This window comes from Clostridium lamae, assembly GCF_033043255.1.
In the GTDB taxonomy this organism is placed as follows: Bacteria; Bacillota; Clostridia; order Clostridiales; family Clostridiaceae; genus Clostridium; species Clostridium lamae.
In genome coordinates, this window is the sequence record NZ_JASCQJ010000005.1 from 1 (window position 1) to 15,060 (window position 15,060).

The window sequence follows — 15,060 nt, forward strand, 5'->3', positions numbered from 1 at the left end:
TAGTAATTAAATGTTATTATATATTGTAAATTTCTCTTATTATAGACAATATAATATTATTAGTAGTATAATTATATAAGTCATTACTAGGTTATATAATATTATCTTTTAGGAGCGAGTAGGATGAGTAAGATTAAGACTTTTATATTAGTAATAATAGATATTTTTATTATTAATATGGCATATTTAATAGCTATTAATATAACTTTTTTTGATAGATTTACTGAAATTGCAACTATTTATCAAAAAGATATGATAGTTGTAATATTAATCTATATAATATGTTTTGCGTTTTTCAAAATGTATAGTTCACTATGGCATTTAACAGGAACAGATGAATTTTTATTAGGTGCAGGTGGTGGAATATTAGCTGGAGCAATTGTTATTTTATATACTAGAAATTATGGTGCTACTATACCTTTAAATGTATCTGTAATTGGTACTATGTTAGTATGTATATTTACACTAGGATATAGAATTTTATATAGAGTTTATAGAAGAGCATTATTATATATGCCATATAAATATGCAAATGATCAAGAACGAGTTATGATTATTGGAGCAGGATCTGCTGGTACCATGATTATTAATGAAATGCTTTCTAGAAGAAATCTGAAATTAAATCCTATTTTATTAATTGATGATAGAGAGTTTAAACAAGGAAAGCGTATAAGCGGAATTAAGGTTGAAGGTAAGAGAGAAGATATTGTAAGATTAGCAGAAGAAAAAGAAATAGATACCATTATTTTAGCTATACCTTCTATTGATAATGAAAATAAGAGAGAAATTCTTGATATATGTAAAAAAACTAATTGTAAGGTTAAGATAATCCCAGGAATCTATGAAATAATAAGTGGAGAGGCTACAGTTAGTAAAATTAAAGATGTTGAATTAGAAGATTTATTAGGAAGAGATCCTGTGGTTTTAGATAACAAGGGAATTTCTAACTATTTAAATAATAAAGTTGTTCTAGTAACTGGAGCAGGTGGATCTATTGGTTCAGAATTATGTAGGCAAATAATTCCTTTTGGTCCAAGAAAATTAATTTTATTTGATATATATGAAAATACTGTTTATGATATTCAAAATGAACTTAAATCTAAATATCCAGATATAAATATGTCGGTTTTAATAGGGTCTATAAGAGATAAAGAAAGATTAGATGAAGTATTTAATAAATATAAAGTTGATGTAGTATTTCATGCAGCTGCACATAAGCATGTTCCTTTAATGGAAGATAGTCCAAAAGAGGCTATTAAAAATAATGTGTTTGGTACTTTAAATCTAGTAAAAACTGCTCATGAAAATAAAATAGATAGGTTAGTATTAATATCTACAGATAAAGCTGTAAATCCAACTAATATAATGGGTGCCACTAAGAGACTTTGTGAGATGATTATACAATCATATAACATTATAAGTGATACTGAGTTTGTTGCTGTGAGATTTGGTAATGTATTAGGTAGTAACGGATCTGTTATTCCATTGTTTAAGAAACAAATACAAAACGGAGGACCAGTAACTGTTACTCATAAAAATATAACTAGATATTTCATGCTTATTCCAGAAGCGGCACAATTAGTGCTTCAAGCTGGATGTTTTGCACAAGGTGGAGAAATTTTTGTTCTTGATATGGGTAAGCCTGTGAGAATTTATGATTTAGCAATAGATTTAATTAAACTATCTGGATTAGAGCCAAATAGAGATATAAAAATAAAAATTACAGGTTTAAGACCAGGTGAAAAATTATATGAAGAATTGCTTATGAGTGAAGAGGGTTTAACAAATACTGGGCATAATAAAATATATATAGGAAAGCCAACATTTGAAAGTATTGATAGCTTAAATAAGAAGTTGGAAGAACTAAGAGAATTATTAAAAGAAAATAATGATAAGTTAATAAGAAAAAAAATGAAGCAAATAGTACCAACATATAAGGAACCCTCAGAAGTAAATGAAGTAGCAATAACTAAGGAGTAAATTATAATTAATCTTATATAGAAATAGAGGATAAATAATGAGTAAAACAAATCAATTAGTAAAGAGAGTTTTTGATTTCATAATATCTTTATTTGGAATAATAATATTGTCGCCAGTATTTATAATAGTAAGTATAGTAATAAAGTTAGACTCAAAAGGAAAGGTATTATTCTTACAAAAAAGAGTTGGTAGATACGGTAAGGAATTTAATATATATAAATTTAGGACAATGGTAAGTGATGCTGAAAAGCTTGGAAAGCAAATAACTGTAGGAAGAGATAATAGGATAACTAATGTTGGAGCTTTTTTAAGGAAATTTAAAATAGATGAATTACCACAATTATTCAATGTTATTAAAGGGGATATGAGCCTAGTTGGTCCAAGACCGGAGGTGCCTAAATATGTAGAGTTATATAATGAAGAACAAAGAAAAGTATTAAGTGTTAGACCAGGTATAACAGATATGGCATCATTAAGATATAAGGATGAAAATGATATACTTGGGAAAGTGGATAATCCTGAAGAATACTATATTAATGTTATCATGAAAGATAAATTAAGTTTGAATATTGAATATATTGAAAAGTCTAACATATTTTTTGATATATATTTAATTATAAAAACAATAATAAAATGTATTTAAGTTATTTTTAGAATTTTTGAGTTAAGAAAAAATTAAGATAAAAATAATTGTATAAATACAGATAATTCCATATAATACTAAGTGTACTACACATTATAGTACACTTAGTATTTTTTTTTATTCTTTAGGAGGAATATATATGAAAAGGTCAACGTTCTTAGCTATTGCTGGTGTTATTTTAGCTTTTTTTATAGTATCTGCTTTTGGCAATAGACAAAAATTATATGAAAAGAAAGATACCTTTAATAGGCCAGAGGATGCAATAGTTAATTTCATAGGATATATAAATACATTTGAAACAGTTAAAGATGATAATGGGTATTATGATGTTCCTTCAATAGAGTTTTTAGAAAGTATATCAAAAAGGTACAGGTTATATGTAGGGCTAGATAATTCATATAAATTTATATCTGAAAGTGTACCTGTATTATTTAGCTATGAAATGAAAGAAGTAGATTATGATTCTTTAATAAATCTTAAAAATAATTATGAGGATTCTTTTAAGAATATCTCTAAATATAATAGAAGCGATAATCCGAGGGTATATAGACTAGATGGATATGGTAGCTATAATATGACTGTTAAAAAGTCTTATTCTAATGAAGATGGAACAACTAAAAATGCGTATGAAGATGAAGAGATTCCAATAACTATATATTTAATAGTTATAGATGAAGGAGAAGGGTTTGTAGTTGATTATTATTCAGTAATATATCAATAGCCTAATATAGAGGTGATTTTATGCTAAAAATAGATCCACGGGTTAGCACTCCAATTTATGAGCAAGTTATAATTGGAATTAAGGAACTTATATTTAAGGGAGTTCTTAAAGTAGGTGACAAATTACCATCTGTTAGAGAGCTTTCTATACTTCTAACTATAAATCCTAATACTGTTAGTAAAGCATATACAGAACTTGAAAAAGAAAAAATCGTTGAAGTTATAAAAGGGAAGGGAACTTTTATAAGTAATGAATATAAAAATAATATTTCCGGGGAAAAGTTAAATAAGTTAATGATAGATTTTAAAAGAATTATATTAGAAGCTAATTACTTAGGCCTAGAAGAAAAGGACTTAATTTCATTGTTAAGTCATGAATATAGGAAAATTAGGGGTGAAATATAAATGTTGGAGCTAAAAAATTATTCCTTGAACTATGGAGATTACAAGATATTAGATAATATAAATTTTTCATTAGATAAGGGAAAGGTATTAGGAATAGTTGGACCGAGTGGAGTAGGGAAAACTTCATTAATAAAAGGAATAGTTGGAATTTATAAAGGAACAGAGGGGAGTTTGATATACAATGGTGAAGAAATTTACGATAATCCAAATATTAAGAAAAAAATAGCCTTTGTTCCAGATGAGCATAATAGTTTTTATTTAATTACTTTAAGAGAAATAGTTAATTTTTATAAAGGCTTGTATCCCAATTTTAGTGAAGAAAAGTTTTATAAGATAAATAGGATATTTAAGATTCCATTAAATAAAAGGTTTTTACAGCTATCTAAAGGAATGAAGATGAGAGTCAATTTAATGATAGCCTTTTCCTTAAATGCAGAATTATTAGTTTTAGATGAACCTACTTCAGGCCTTGATCCAATTTTAAAAGAGAAGGTACTTAAGATAATATTAGAAGAAGTATCAAAGGGAGATAAATCAGTTATTATTAGTTCACATAACTTAATAGAGTTAGAAAGAATATGTGATGATATTTTGATATTAAATGAAGGAAAAGTTGAATATCATAATAGTTTAGATAATATAAAGCGTAATATTAAGAAAATACAAATAGCTTTTGACATGCCTATATATGAGGAAGATTTGAATTTCCCAGGAATATTTAATATTTCTCAAGTTGGAAGAGTATTTACTATAGTAATAGAAGACAATGAGAATGATTTTATAGAATTTGTTCAAAAATTCAATCCATTATTTGTAGAGGAAATAGATTTAAGCCTAGAAGAGGTGTTTATAAATAGAATAGAGGGGAAGGATAGCAATGAAGAAGTATTTAAATAATAATTTGTTCTATCAAGGGGATGCTAATATCTTTCTTCTATTATGCATAGTTTATGTAGCTAGTTTTATGGTTACTTTAATAATAACAGACGGATATTTTAATTGGGAAATAAAATATTATATTTATAATCAGGAAGATGTAAGATTTATATTTTCAGATGAAGGTGTATTATCTTTAATTGCTTATATATCAATTGTATATTCTATAACTGTCGGAATTTTTAAACGGAAGAAGTGGTCTACATTATTATCAGGACCATTCTCAAGAAGAGATATTAGAATAAGAGAACTAATTATAGTAGTGATTTCTGTTATCATATATATAGCAATATTTTTATCTGTAATATTAAAATATTATATTCAATATTATGACCTCTTAATATATATTGATAATTTTCCTAAAACAGTAATATTAGATGTTGTTAGAATAATTAGTATGTCGGTATTAGGAATAGGTGTTTTAGCCATACTAGATAGTATTTTTTCTAACCTATATTACTTAGTTGGAGCAGTAATAGTTAGCCTTATATATTTAGTATTTCTTACTTATGATTTCAGCCCAATACTTAGTTATCATTTCTTTGATAAAGTATATGGATTAACATATGTTTATAATGGATTAATTGAGTATCTAAGTGGTTCAACCATAGGGAATAGCATTTCTATATTGCAGATTGTAGGTATGTCAGGTTTCTTCATTTTTATAGGGATAGTTTTACTTTACATCTCAAAAATATTAACAAATAAAATGTTAGTAGAAAATATGAATGAAGGGATAATACTTGAGTTTCCTAAAAAAGTGGCAAGCTTTATGCTAATAACCTCTGGAGGTATAGTAAGTGCACCTTACATAAGTAACTTGATAGATGACATTTATTTTAAGTACTCATTAGGAGAGTATCAATTAGTAGTTATACGGTTTGTAATAATTATAGTAGTAAGTATGATATCTTATTTTGCATTTAAAAGCTTTAAGAAAGTTAAAAAAGATGAATACTATTAGGGAATGAAAAATGTAAAATGTAAAATGTAGAATTATGGAAAAAACTCCTTGCGGAGTTTCTGAAATTAATTTATTTACAGTAATTCTTTTTGAAAGATAAATACTATTATAAACAATAAAAAGGTGAATAGCACGATGAATAATGAAAAAATAGAATACTACCATTAATGTAATATTTTTATAGAGGTATAATCTATAATTAATTGATTATACAAATGTATCATAAGAACAAATTTATTGTGATGTGAGGACATAGATATTATATTCTGGCGACTTGGAGCTTGCGACGGAGCAAGCAATATATTACTTCACTATTTAGGGATTTATAAAAAGATTATCACATGAATAACTTTCATAATTCCGAATGGAATGAGGAATTATTACCTTTAGTTTAAAATAGGAAACTATCATATGAGTGCGACTTGGATAAATTCCAAGTAATAAGAAAAGCGATAATGATACTTTTATAAATTCCTTTCCTTTAGTACACGAAGAGGTAGATATTATGTTCTGGCGACTTGGAGCTTGCGACGGAGCAAGCAATATATTACTTTACTATTTAGGGATTTATAAAAAGATTATCACATGAATAACTTTCATAATTCTGAATGAAATGAGGAATTATTACCTTTAATTTAAAAATAGGAAACTATCATATGAGTGCGACTTGGATAAATTCCAAGTAATAAGAAAAGCGATAAAGATACTTTTATATAATTTAAGGAATTTATAAAATATTACCCTGTAAATAATTTTTTATAAATTCCTTTCCTTCAGCTTCAAAGTGGATATATGTAGTTTGCGTTGACTTGGAACTTGCGACGAAATTATAAATATATTATTTGTGCAGTTGGTAATTTATAGAATATTATTCCGTAAATAACTTTCATAATTCCGAATGAAACGAGGAATTATTTCCTTTATTACACGAAGAGGTAGATATTATGTTCTGGCGACTTGGAGCTTGCGACGGAGCAAAGAATATAATATCTACCTCTTATTTTTATTCTGGTTGAACTCCTTCATTATAGTTAGGAGGTAATTTAATATATCCACATATAATGGCTATTAGTGTTGGAATTACCCAACCAAAGCCCATATCTGCTAGTGGAATAAAGTTTAAATTAATACCTGGAATTGCAAATAATATTCCAAAGACTAATGATGTATAAACACCAGCTCTAATTGCTTTTATATTTTTAATATATTTTGATAAAAGTGTCGTTGCAATAAGAGTAATTGAAACTGGATAAAGTACATTTAAAATAGGTACTGATAAAACTACTATATTGTCAACTCCAAGGGTAGCAATACCTAAACTTATTATTGATATTATTATTGCATTAAGTTTAAAAGATAGCTTACCATTAGATGTTTTTTCAAAGAAGTTTGCACCTGCAGTTATTAAACCTATTGATGTAGTTAAGCAAGCAAGTCCCATTGCTATTCCAATAAGAGTAGGTCCTATATTTCCTAAAATGTTTTTAGAAATTAATATTAGTAATCCAGTCTTTCCTATTTCAGATGATGCTAAACCAACAGTTTGAGCACCTATATATGTTAATCCACCATAAACAAAGGCTAATCCTATCACTGCTATTAAACTTGATTTTAAAATCATAGTTGGCATTTCTTTACCTTTATATCCTTTAGATTTTAAAGATGTTGTTATCATTCCTGCAAATAAAAGAGCTGCTATAGCATCCATAGTTTGATAACCTTCTAATAGAGAATTAGGAAATACATTTATTGCATTAGTTTCATTAATAGTACCAATCGGCATAAATAATCCTTTAGCTATTAAAACAAAAAGTAATACCATAAGTGCAGGTGTTAAATATTTTCCAATACTATCAATTATTGATGTTTTACTTAAAACAAAGAATAAATTGATTAAAAAGTACACAGCCATAGCTACAAAAGGAGATATTCCTTGAAAAAATGGGTTAATTGCTAATTCAAAAGTAGTTGCGGCAGTTCTAGGTATAGCAAGCATAGGGCCTATAGCAATAAATAAAATTGCAGTAAGAATTACTGAAAATTTTGGACCTATCTTCCTTGAAATAGATTTAAATGTTCCATCACCCTTAGCGCATGCAAGTATTGCTAAGAGTGGTAGACCTACTCCTGTTAATATGAAACCAATAATTCCTAGAATATACTGATCTCCTATTGTATTTCCTAAATATGCAGGAAATATTAAGTTACCTGCTCCAAAAAACATAGAAAATAGAGCAAATCCGACTATAATAGAATCTTTAGTGCTTTTTTTCATCATTTCCTCCTTAGTTTTTACATATATTTTATAATTATTAAAATAAATTTAATGTTTCTATGTAAATATTAAATAATACTAAGATATATTAACATAATGATAGAGATGCTTCAATAAATATTAACTTAAATATTTGAGCAATAACCGTGATAAATATATGTATTGATTACCAATATTTTATATTGATAACTAAAGTAGTAAATTAATAAGAAGATTATATTATTACAATAAAAAATTAATGGACTTAATAAAGAGTATTATATAGAATTGTTTTATGATAAATAATATGTTACAATTAATTTGTTATATTATGTAAAATGAGTTTAGATGTGAGGGATATATATGAAAGTAAGAAAAGCAATTATACCAGCAGCGGGACTTGGGACTAGATTTTTACCCGCAACAAAGGCTCAACCAAAGGAAATGCTTCCAATAGTTGATAAGCCTACTATTCAATATATAATTGAAGAAGCTGTTGCTTCAGGTATTGAGGAAATATTAATAATCACGGGAAGAAACAAAAAGTGTATAGAAGATCACTTTGATAAATCAGTAGAACTAGAAATGGAGCTTGAAAAGAATCATAAGGATGAATTACTTGAAATGGTAAGAAATATATCAGATATGGTAGATATCCATTATATAAGGCAAAAAGAACCTAAAGGATTAGGGCACGCTATTTTATGTGCAAGAGCTTTTGTAGGTAATGAGCCTTTTGCAGTATTATTAGGGGATGATGTGGTTGATTCTCAAGTTCCTTGCTTAAAGCAATTAATGGATTGTTATAAGGAGTATAAGACATCAATATTAGGAGTTCAAACCGTAGCAAAAGAAGATGTTAATAAGTATGGTATAGTTGATGGAATTCATATAGAAGATAGAGTTTATAAAGTCAAAAAGCTAGTTGAAAAACCTGCTATAGAAGAGTCTCCAAGTAATGTGGCTATCTTAGGTAGATATATAATAACACCTCAAATATTTGATGTGTTGCAAAATACAAAGCCTGGCAAGGGTGGAGAAATACAACTTACAGATGCATTACAAACTCTAATTGAGAGTGAAGCTATGTATGCATATAACTTTGAAGGAAGAAGATACGATGTTGGAGATAAGCTTGGTTTCTTACAAGCAACTATAGAGTTTGCGTTAAAGAGAGATGAGCTAAGAGAGCCATTCATAGATTATTTAAATAGTAAAAGTTGGGAAAAATAATAGTTTCAGGTTTGGATAACTATTAATAAAATAAAAAGAGAGTTCACTTTAAGTTCGTGGATTCTCTTTTTTTGTAAAATAATATCTAATTGTTTAATAAGTTAGAAAATATTGTTGAAAAAATTGTAAAAATATTATATACTAAAATAAGTTCAAAAAATGAACAAAGGAGGGAGCTTATGGAGGGAAAATTTGAAGTCTTAAGTATTCTTATTGAAAATCCTAATTTAAGTCAAAGATCTTTATCAAAGAAGAGTGGAATTTCTTTAGGAAAGATAAATGCTATTTTAAAGGAATGTATTCAAATGAATTATCTTACTAAATGTAATGATAGTGAAGGAATTAAATATTTTGTGACAGAAAAGGGTGAATTGCATTTAAGAGAGAAGTTAGAAGAAATGAAGGATACAAAACTTATAATAAATGATAATGTTAATTATCATGTTAAGGAAGCAGTAATTCTTGCAGCTGGCAAAATAGAGGATTTTGATGTTCCTATAGCAACCTTAAAAATTAATGAAGTTACACTTATTAAAAGAACTATAGATATATTGAGGTCCAATGGAATAGAGAAAATTATTGTGGTTACTGGATATTCAGATAAGTATTTAAAGGATACTTTAAAAAATGAGAAAAATATATTCTTTGTTACTAATAATAAATACAAATGGACAGGAACTATGTATTCATTGGCTTTAGCACAAGAATATATTACTGATGATTTTGTTCTAGTCGAAAGTGATTTGATTTTTGAAAATCAAGCAATTAGTGAAGTAGTAAAGCATAAATCTAGAGATTGTATTTTAATAACTAATGAAAGTGGTTCTGGAGACGAAGCATTTGTTCAATTAAAAGATGGGTTTTTATTTAAAATGGCTAAAGATATCCATCAATTTAATAGAATTGATGGAGAGATGATAGGAATAAGTAAAATATCACGAAAGTTATATAATATGATGATAAATGAGTTTAAAAATAATATTAATCCATATTTAAATTATGAATATATGTTATTAGACATATCTAGAGATTATAAGGTATCATGTTTAAAAATAGATGATTTAATTTGGGGAGAAATCGATAATATTAAGCAATATAACTATACAAAAGATTATTTGTATAAAAGAATTAAACGAAAAGATCATGAACTAGAGGTGGGTTATATAAAAAGTATTATTAGTGAGTACATAGTTTTATCAGGAGATGAAAGTATAGATGTGATTCCAGCTGGAGGAATGACAAACAATAATTATAAAGTAACTATAGATAAAGAAGAGTATATATTGAGAGTGCCTGGTGCCGGTACTGAGAATATGATTAGTAGAAAAAATGAAATGATAAATTCTAAATTATCTGCAAGTATAGGACTAAATGTAGATGTTGTTAACTTTGATGAAAAGACTGGTATAAAAATATCAAAATTTATAAGTGGCGCAGAAACACTAACTTCTAGATCAGCTAAAAAAGAAGAAAATATGATTTTAGTTGCAGATTTATTACGAAGATTACATAATTCTAATTTAGATATAAAAAATACATTTGATGTATTTGAAGAAATTTGTAGATATGAAAATATTTTAAGAAAACATAATATTAAATATTACGATGATTATGATTTAGTTAGGTCAAAAGTAATGGATTTAAAAGATAAGATACATAATTATTCATATAAAATTGTTCCATCTCATAATGATACAGTTCCAGAAAATTTTATTAAAGATAATACGGGAAGAATGTATCTAATAGATTGGGAATATAGTGGTCTTAATGATGAAATGTGGGATTTAGCTGCATTCTCATTAGAATGTGGTTTTAATGAAGAGGATGATGAGTTATTTTTCAGATTATATTTTGAAGGAGAGATAGAAAAGAATAATAAAGTTAAAATTTTAATGAATAAAATTTTTCAGGATTTTCTATGGTCTATATGGACATTAATAAAAGAGGCAGAGGGGGATGATTTCGGAACATATGGTATAGAAAGATATAATAGAGCAAGGAAGAATATTGAAATCTTATACAAAATTATTTAAAAAACGGAGGGTATCATGAATATTGAGAAAAATAAAGGGGTTTACTATGGAGTAGTATCAGCTTTAACTTGGGGAATAGATACTGTGTTAGTTGGTATAATCTTAGGAGCAACTCCATTTATAAGCGATTCAAATGCAATGTTATTAGCACCATTAGTAAGTACATTTCTACATGACTTTTTTTCTACAATTTGGACGTTTATTTATTTAGCAGCAAAAGGACAAGTTGGTAGATTAGTTAAGTCATTTAAAACTAAAAGCGCAAGATATGTAGTGTTGGGAGCTTTGTTGGGTGGTCCAATAGGTATGACTGGATATTTATTATCAATAAAATATTTAGGTGCATCATATACGGCTTCATTTTCTTCAATATACCCAGCAGTGGGTGCTATATTAGCAGCTATAATATTAAAAGAGAAGCTTCATAAAAAAGCATATATAGGATTAGCACTAAGCATATTGGGGATAGTAGCAATGGGTTATACAAAAGGATCGGATGGGGCAAGTATTCTAGGATTTATTTTTGTTTCATTATGTATAATTGGATGGGGATCAGAAGCTGTTATTTGTGCATATGGTATGAAAGATGATGAAGTAGACTCAGAAAGCGCATTACAAATTAGACAATTAACATCAGCAGTAGTATATGGATTTATCATAATACCTATAATTAAAGCATTTCCTCTAATTATGAATACTTTACAAAATAATGTAATTTATTTAATAGCTGTTACTGCTTTATTTGGAACTATATCATATTTATGTTATTATGCAGCTATTTACAAAATTGGCGCAACGAAAGCTATGGGACTTAATATAACATATGTTGTTTGGGCTATATTATTTGATTTAATCTTATTAAAGAATCCTATATCTATTAAAACTATTATATTTGGTTCAATAATTATGATTGGATCATATTTGGTAGCTAAAGATTATAATGAATAATAAACATTAATAAAAGAGTTGTTGTAAGTGAAATTAAGTCATTTTACAACAGCTCTTTTGTAAATTTTTCATTATCTAGGAATTAATCCAATCTTCTTTTGCATTTTTCTAAGAGTTTTCATAGAAACATAGCTAGCCTTTTCAGAACCCAGCTTATATATTTCCTCTAAAGTCTTTTTATCTTTAAGGATTTCATTAACCTTATTTTGAATTGGTTCTAATTCAGATACAATAGCATCAGATACATCCTTCTTTAAATCTGCATAGCCTTTACCTTTATAATATTCTACTAGCTCTTCGGCTGTAGTTTTATTAATTGCAATTAATATATCTAATAGGTTTTTAACACCTGGTTGTTCATCAGTATAATTAATGATTCCAATACTGTCAGTTACCGCTCTAGAAACCTTCTTTCTAATTACATCAGGAGGATCCATAATTAATATATAAGCATTAGGATTATCATCTGACTTAGACATCTTTTTAGTTGGTTCTTGAAGACTCATAATCTTTGCACCTATCTTTGGAATATATGGATCAGGTATTTTGAAAGTAGGGCTATATACATTGTTAAATCTATTTGCTATATCTCTAGCTAATTCTAAATGTTGTTTTTGGTCTTGGCCAACAGGAACTAAATCAGCATTATATAGAAGGATATCAGCTGCCATTAAAACTGGATAGGTAAATAAGCCAGCCCCTATGGAATCCCCATATCTTTGAGATTTATCTTTGTATTGAGTCATTCTAGCTAGTTCACCCATATAAGAATTACATGTTAGTAACCACGCTGCTTCGCTGTGTGATGGTACATGGGATTGAATAAACAAAGTATTCTTTTTAGGATCTATACCAGCAGCGATATAAATAGCTAGAACCTCTAAAGTTCTTTGTCTTAAATCCTTTGGTTCTTGTCTAACTGTGATTGCATGTAAATCTACTACACAAAAATAACAATCAAATTCATCTTGTAGGTTAACCCAGTTTTTTATAGCACCCAGATAATTCCCTAATGTTAATTGACCAGAAGGTTGGATACCGCTAAATATAACCTTCTTTTTTTCTATATTATTTTCCAAGTTAAGCACTCCTTTCACCTGTGCATAATTAGCATAAATAACCTTTAACTATATTCTTATATTATAGATTTGGAAAATTATCATGTCAATAATAATGGAGATATGTACTAATTTGAAATAAAAAGAAGAAATCATTTTATTGTTTAAAATGATTTCTTCTTTGTGTTAGATAAAACATCTATTAATAATGTAGCAATTGATAGCAAAATAATAATATTAATTATCCAAAAAGGATATTTAAAAATAAATGTAATTAAAACTATCAAAACCAATAAAGTAAATGATATTTTTAAAAACCTCAAATTTTTACCCTCCTAATCTTTTGTTAAATATAGCATATGCAAAATTAATAAATAAATTCTGGAAAATAAATGAAATGCAAATAATAAAGACTGTATTAAGAAATCTTAATACAGTCTTCATTTAGTAATAACAGATATTATCTTCTGTTATTTTGTGCTTTTCTAGCTCTTCTACAATCAGGACATCTTACAGGATCATTGTCAAATCCTTTTTCCTTGTAGAATTCTTGTTCTCCAACTGTGAAAATAAATTCCTTTCCACAATCTTTACAAAGTATTTTCTTATCTTCCATTTTAAAAATTCCTCCTTAAAATTCATAGGTACAAACTGATAATATCTTCCTTAAGGCAATCTATGAACTTTAAGGGGACAGATGTATCGAATTTTTTCCTAATCATTTAAATATTCATCTTAATTATATCATAAAGTAATAATAATGCAAGGAATATTACAAAAATTGAGAAAAATTATTTTTTATGCTTTTCTGCTAATTTTTTTCTTCTAAATCTAAGATTATATATATTAAATACTAACAAAGGTATTACAATAAATGCTATTAGATTCACGATTTGTATATACTTAAGAATTGTATATAGATAAATATTATTCATACCCAAGAAATTTGATAAAACATACACTATAAAGGTATATATACCAATAAATAGAGGTTTATTTTTCAAGTATCTATCTAATATTATTATAATAGCATAGGTTGATAAGACATATTTTACAAAGAAACCAATAACTGTTTGAATTATGAAGAATAATTCACCCATTTCTAAAAATCCAGCGACTTCAATTCTTTGACTTAGTACAAACTCAGGATAAAATATATTGGCTGCTCTAAGAGGACCAAAAGCAGTTATAGCACCTACAAATGAAATTACTATAAAAGCAATAACGATTGTACCAGCATAGAAACTATGTTTATTGATATGTTCACTCTTATCAATAAATTTTATAAATGGTATTGCTATCATAAAGGAAGATAATCCCCCTAAAATCATTAAAGCCGTAATAAAAAACTTAGATGATATTCCAGAACCGAATACTGGCAGTAAATAGTTTATGTCTTTATATGATTGTGAAAAAATGAAAAAAGCAAACCCATTTGCTATAAATATAGATACACTTACTAGTATAAAGATTAATATTGTTCGAATACTCTTATTGAAAATAAATAGAGTTGGAGCTATGAAAAATATTAATGCATACCAAACTGGAGTATCAATAAATAAAGTTGTATGAAGTACATTAGCTTCAACAGCTGCTGCCTCTATAGAATTTATAAATAAGGCTAATATGAATATAAATAGAAAAATTAATGCAAAAGGCTTTGGTAGTGCTTTAAAATAGATTTCATTTATATCAGAAGCATTAGTAGATTTATAAATCTTAGTTATGCATAATAAACAACCAATGAAAACAATACTTGCTAATAAAGAAGAAAGCCATGTATCTCTTCCCCCTACGTCTATAAATATTGACATATAAGTTTTAACTGAAACAATGGATACACCAAGTATAAATAAAACAAAATGTTTACTAGAAATTTTTTTCAT

The 15,060-nt window shown here is 27.2% G+C and carries 14 protein-coding genes; 9 read left to right on the forward strand and 5 right to left on the reverse strand.

Annotation, left to right across the window (positions count from 1 at the left end; translation table 11 throughout):
- Positions 1-123: 123 nt before the first annotated feature.
- From QK892_RS04030 to QK892_RS04055, 6 genes are all read left to right on the forward strand, one after another.
- Positions 124-1,980: a polysaccharide biosynthesis protein gene (locus tag QK892_RS04030; protein WP_317272246.1), complete on the forward strand. Its 1,857-nt coding sequence runs from the start codon at positions 124-126 to the stop codon at positions 1,978-1,980.
- 37 nt (positions 1,981-2,017) lie between these two features.
- Positions 2,018-2,623 (forward strand): sugar transferase, encoded by a 606-nt coding sequence (locus QK892_RS04035; RefSeq protein ID WP_317272247.1) that lies wholly within the window; start codon positions 2,018-2,020, stop codon positions 2,621-2,623.
- A 139-nt stretch (positions 2,624-2,762) separates the two neighbouring features.
- Positions 2,763-3,344, forward strand: coding sequence for a hypothetical protein (locus tag QK892_RS04040; RefSeq protein WP_317272248.1), 582 nt, complete (start codon positions 2,763-2,765; stop codon positions 3,342-3,344).
- Between the two features lie 20 nt (positions 3,345-3,364).
- Entirely contained in the window at positions 3,365-3,748 is a 384-nt protein-coding gene (locus tag QK892_RS04045) for a GntR family transcriptional regulator (protein ID WP_317272249.1), read from the forward strand.
- The gene (locus QK892_RS04050; protein WP_317272250.1) at positions 3,749-4,645 is read left to right on the forward strand and encodes an ABC transporter ATP-binding protein; all 897 of its coding nucleotides are present in this window, start codon (positions 3,749-3,751) and stop codon (positions 4,643-4,645) included.
- Positions 4,626-5,648: a hypothetical protein gene (locus QK892_RS04055; protein WP_317272251.1), complete on the forward strand. Its 1,023-nt coding sequence runs from the start codon at positions 4,626-4,628 to the stop codon at positions 5,646-5,648. The genes QK892_RS04050 and QK892_RS04055 overlap by 20 nt, the downstream gene beginning before the upstream one ends.
- Positions 5,649-6,651: 1,003 nt before the next feature.
- Here QK892_RS04055 and brnQ read toward each other — a convergent pair.
- Positions 6,652-7,923, reverse strand: coding sequence for a branched-chain amino acid transport system II carrier protein (brnQ, locus tag QK892_RS04060; protein ID WP_317272252.1), 1,272 nt, complete (start codon positions 7,921-7,923; stop codon positions 6,652-6,654).
- Positions 7,924-8,265: 342 nt separating this feature from the next.
- Between brnQ and galU the strand changes: the two genes are divergently transcribed.
- The 3 genes from galU to QK892_RS04075 all read left to right on the forward strand — a co-directional run bounded on the left by galU (position 8,266) and on the right by QK892_RS04075 (position 12,116).
- Positions 8,266-9,135 carry a UTP--glucose-1-phosphate uridylyltransferase GalU gene (gene galU, locus QK892_RS04065; RefSeq protein ID WP_317272253.1) on the forward strand — a complete coding sequence of 290 codons (870 nt, stop codon included), beginning with the start codon at positions 8,266-8,268 and terminating at the stop codon, positions 9,133-9,135.
- 179 nt (positions 9,136-9,314) lie between these two features.
- Positions 9,315-11,168: a winged helix-turn-helix transcriptional regulator gene (locus QK892_RS04070; RefSeq protein ID WP_317272254.1), complete on the forward strand. Its 1,854-nt coding sequence runs from the start codon at positions 9,315-9,317 to the stop codon at positions 11,166-11,168.
- Positions 11,169-11,183: 15 nt separating this feature from the next.
- A complete protein-coding gene (locus QK892_RS04075) occupies positions 11,184-12,116 on the forward strand; it encodes a DMT family transporter (RefSeq protein WP_317272255.1) in 933 nt (310 codons plus the stop codon).
- Between the two features lie 71 nt (positions 12,117-12,187).
- Here QK892_RS04075 and trpS read toward each other — a convergent pair whose 3' ends face one another.
- From trpS to QK892_RS04095, 4 genes are all read right to left on the reverse strand, one after another.
- Positions 12,188-13,195, reverse strand: coding sequence for a tryptophan--tRNA ligase (gene trpS, locus QK892_RS04080; RefSeq protein WP_317272256.1), 1,008 nt, complete (start codon positions 13,193-13,195; stop codon positions 12,188-12,190).
- Positions 13,196-13,338: 143 nt separating this feature from the next.
- Complete coding sequence (locus QK892_RS04085) at positions 13,339-13,497, reverse strand: hypothetical protein (RefSeq protein WP_317272257.1); 159 nt, start codon at positions 13,495-13,497, stop codon at positions 13,339-13,341.
- 137 nt (positions 13,498-13,634) lie between these two features.
- Positions 13,635-13,790, reverse strand: coding sequence for a zinc-ribbon domain-containing protein (locus tag QK892_RS04090; RefSeq protein ID WP_317272258.1), 156 nt, complete (start codon positions 13,788-13,790; stop codon positions 13,635-13,637).
- Between the two features lie 175 nt (positions 13,791-13,965).
- Positions 13,966-15,060, reverse strand: a complete 1,095-nt coding sequence (locus tag QK892_RS04095; RefSeq protein WP_317272259.1) for a GerAB/ArcD/ProY family transporter — start codon at positions 15,058-15,060, stop codon at positions 13,966-13,968.

Bases quoted from the DNA above. Each gene is read 5' to 3' on its own strand.
- brnQ (WP_317272252.1), bottom strand. From the start codon at position 7,923: ATGAAAAAAAGCACTAAAGATTCTATTATAGTCGGATTTGCTCTATTT.
- QK892_RS04075 (WP_317272255.1), top strand. From the start codon at position 11,184: ATGAATATTGAGAAAAATAAAGGGGTTTACTATGGAGTAGTATCAGCT.
- galU (WP_317272253.1), top strand. From the start codon at position 8,266: ATGAAAGTAAGAAAAGCAATTATACCAGCAGCGGGACTTGGGACTAGA.
- QK892_RS04035 (WP_317272247.1), top strand. From the start codon at position 2,018: ATGAGTAAAACAAATCAATTAGTAAAGAGAGTTTTTGATTTCATAATA.
- QK892_RS04050 (WP_317272250.1), top strand. From the start codon at position 3,749: ATGTTGGAGCTAAAAAATTATTCCTTGAACTATGGAGATTACAAGATA.
- QK892_RS04040 (WP_317272248.1), top strand. From the start codon at position 2,763: ATGAAAAGGTCAACGTTCTTAGCTATTGCTGGTGTTATTTTAGCTTTT.
- QK892_RS04030 (WP_317272246.1), top strand. From the start codon at position 124: ATGAGTAAGATTAAGACTTTTATATTAGTAATAATAGATATTTTTATT.
- QK892_RS04045 (WP_317272249.1), top strand. From the start codon at position 3,365: ATGCTAAAAATAGATCCACGGGTTAGCACTCCAATTTATGAGCAAGTT.
- QK892_RS04095 (WP_317272259.1), bottom strand. From the start codon at position 15,060: ATGAAAAAAATTTCTAGTAAACATTTTGTTTTATTTATACTTGGTGTA.
- QK892_RS04090 (WP_317272258.1), bottom strand. From the start codon at position 13,790: ATGGAAGATAAGAAAATACTTTGTAAAGATTGTGGAAAGGAATTTATT.
- QK892_RS04055 (WP_317272251.1), top strand. From the start codon at position 4,626: ATGAAGAAGTATTTAAATAATAATTTGTTCTATCAAGGGGATGCTAAT.
- QK892_RS04070 (WP_317272254.1), top strand. From the start codon at position 9,315: ATGGAGGGAAAATTTGAAGTCTTAAGTATTCTTATTGAAAATCCTAAT.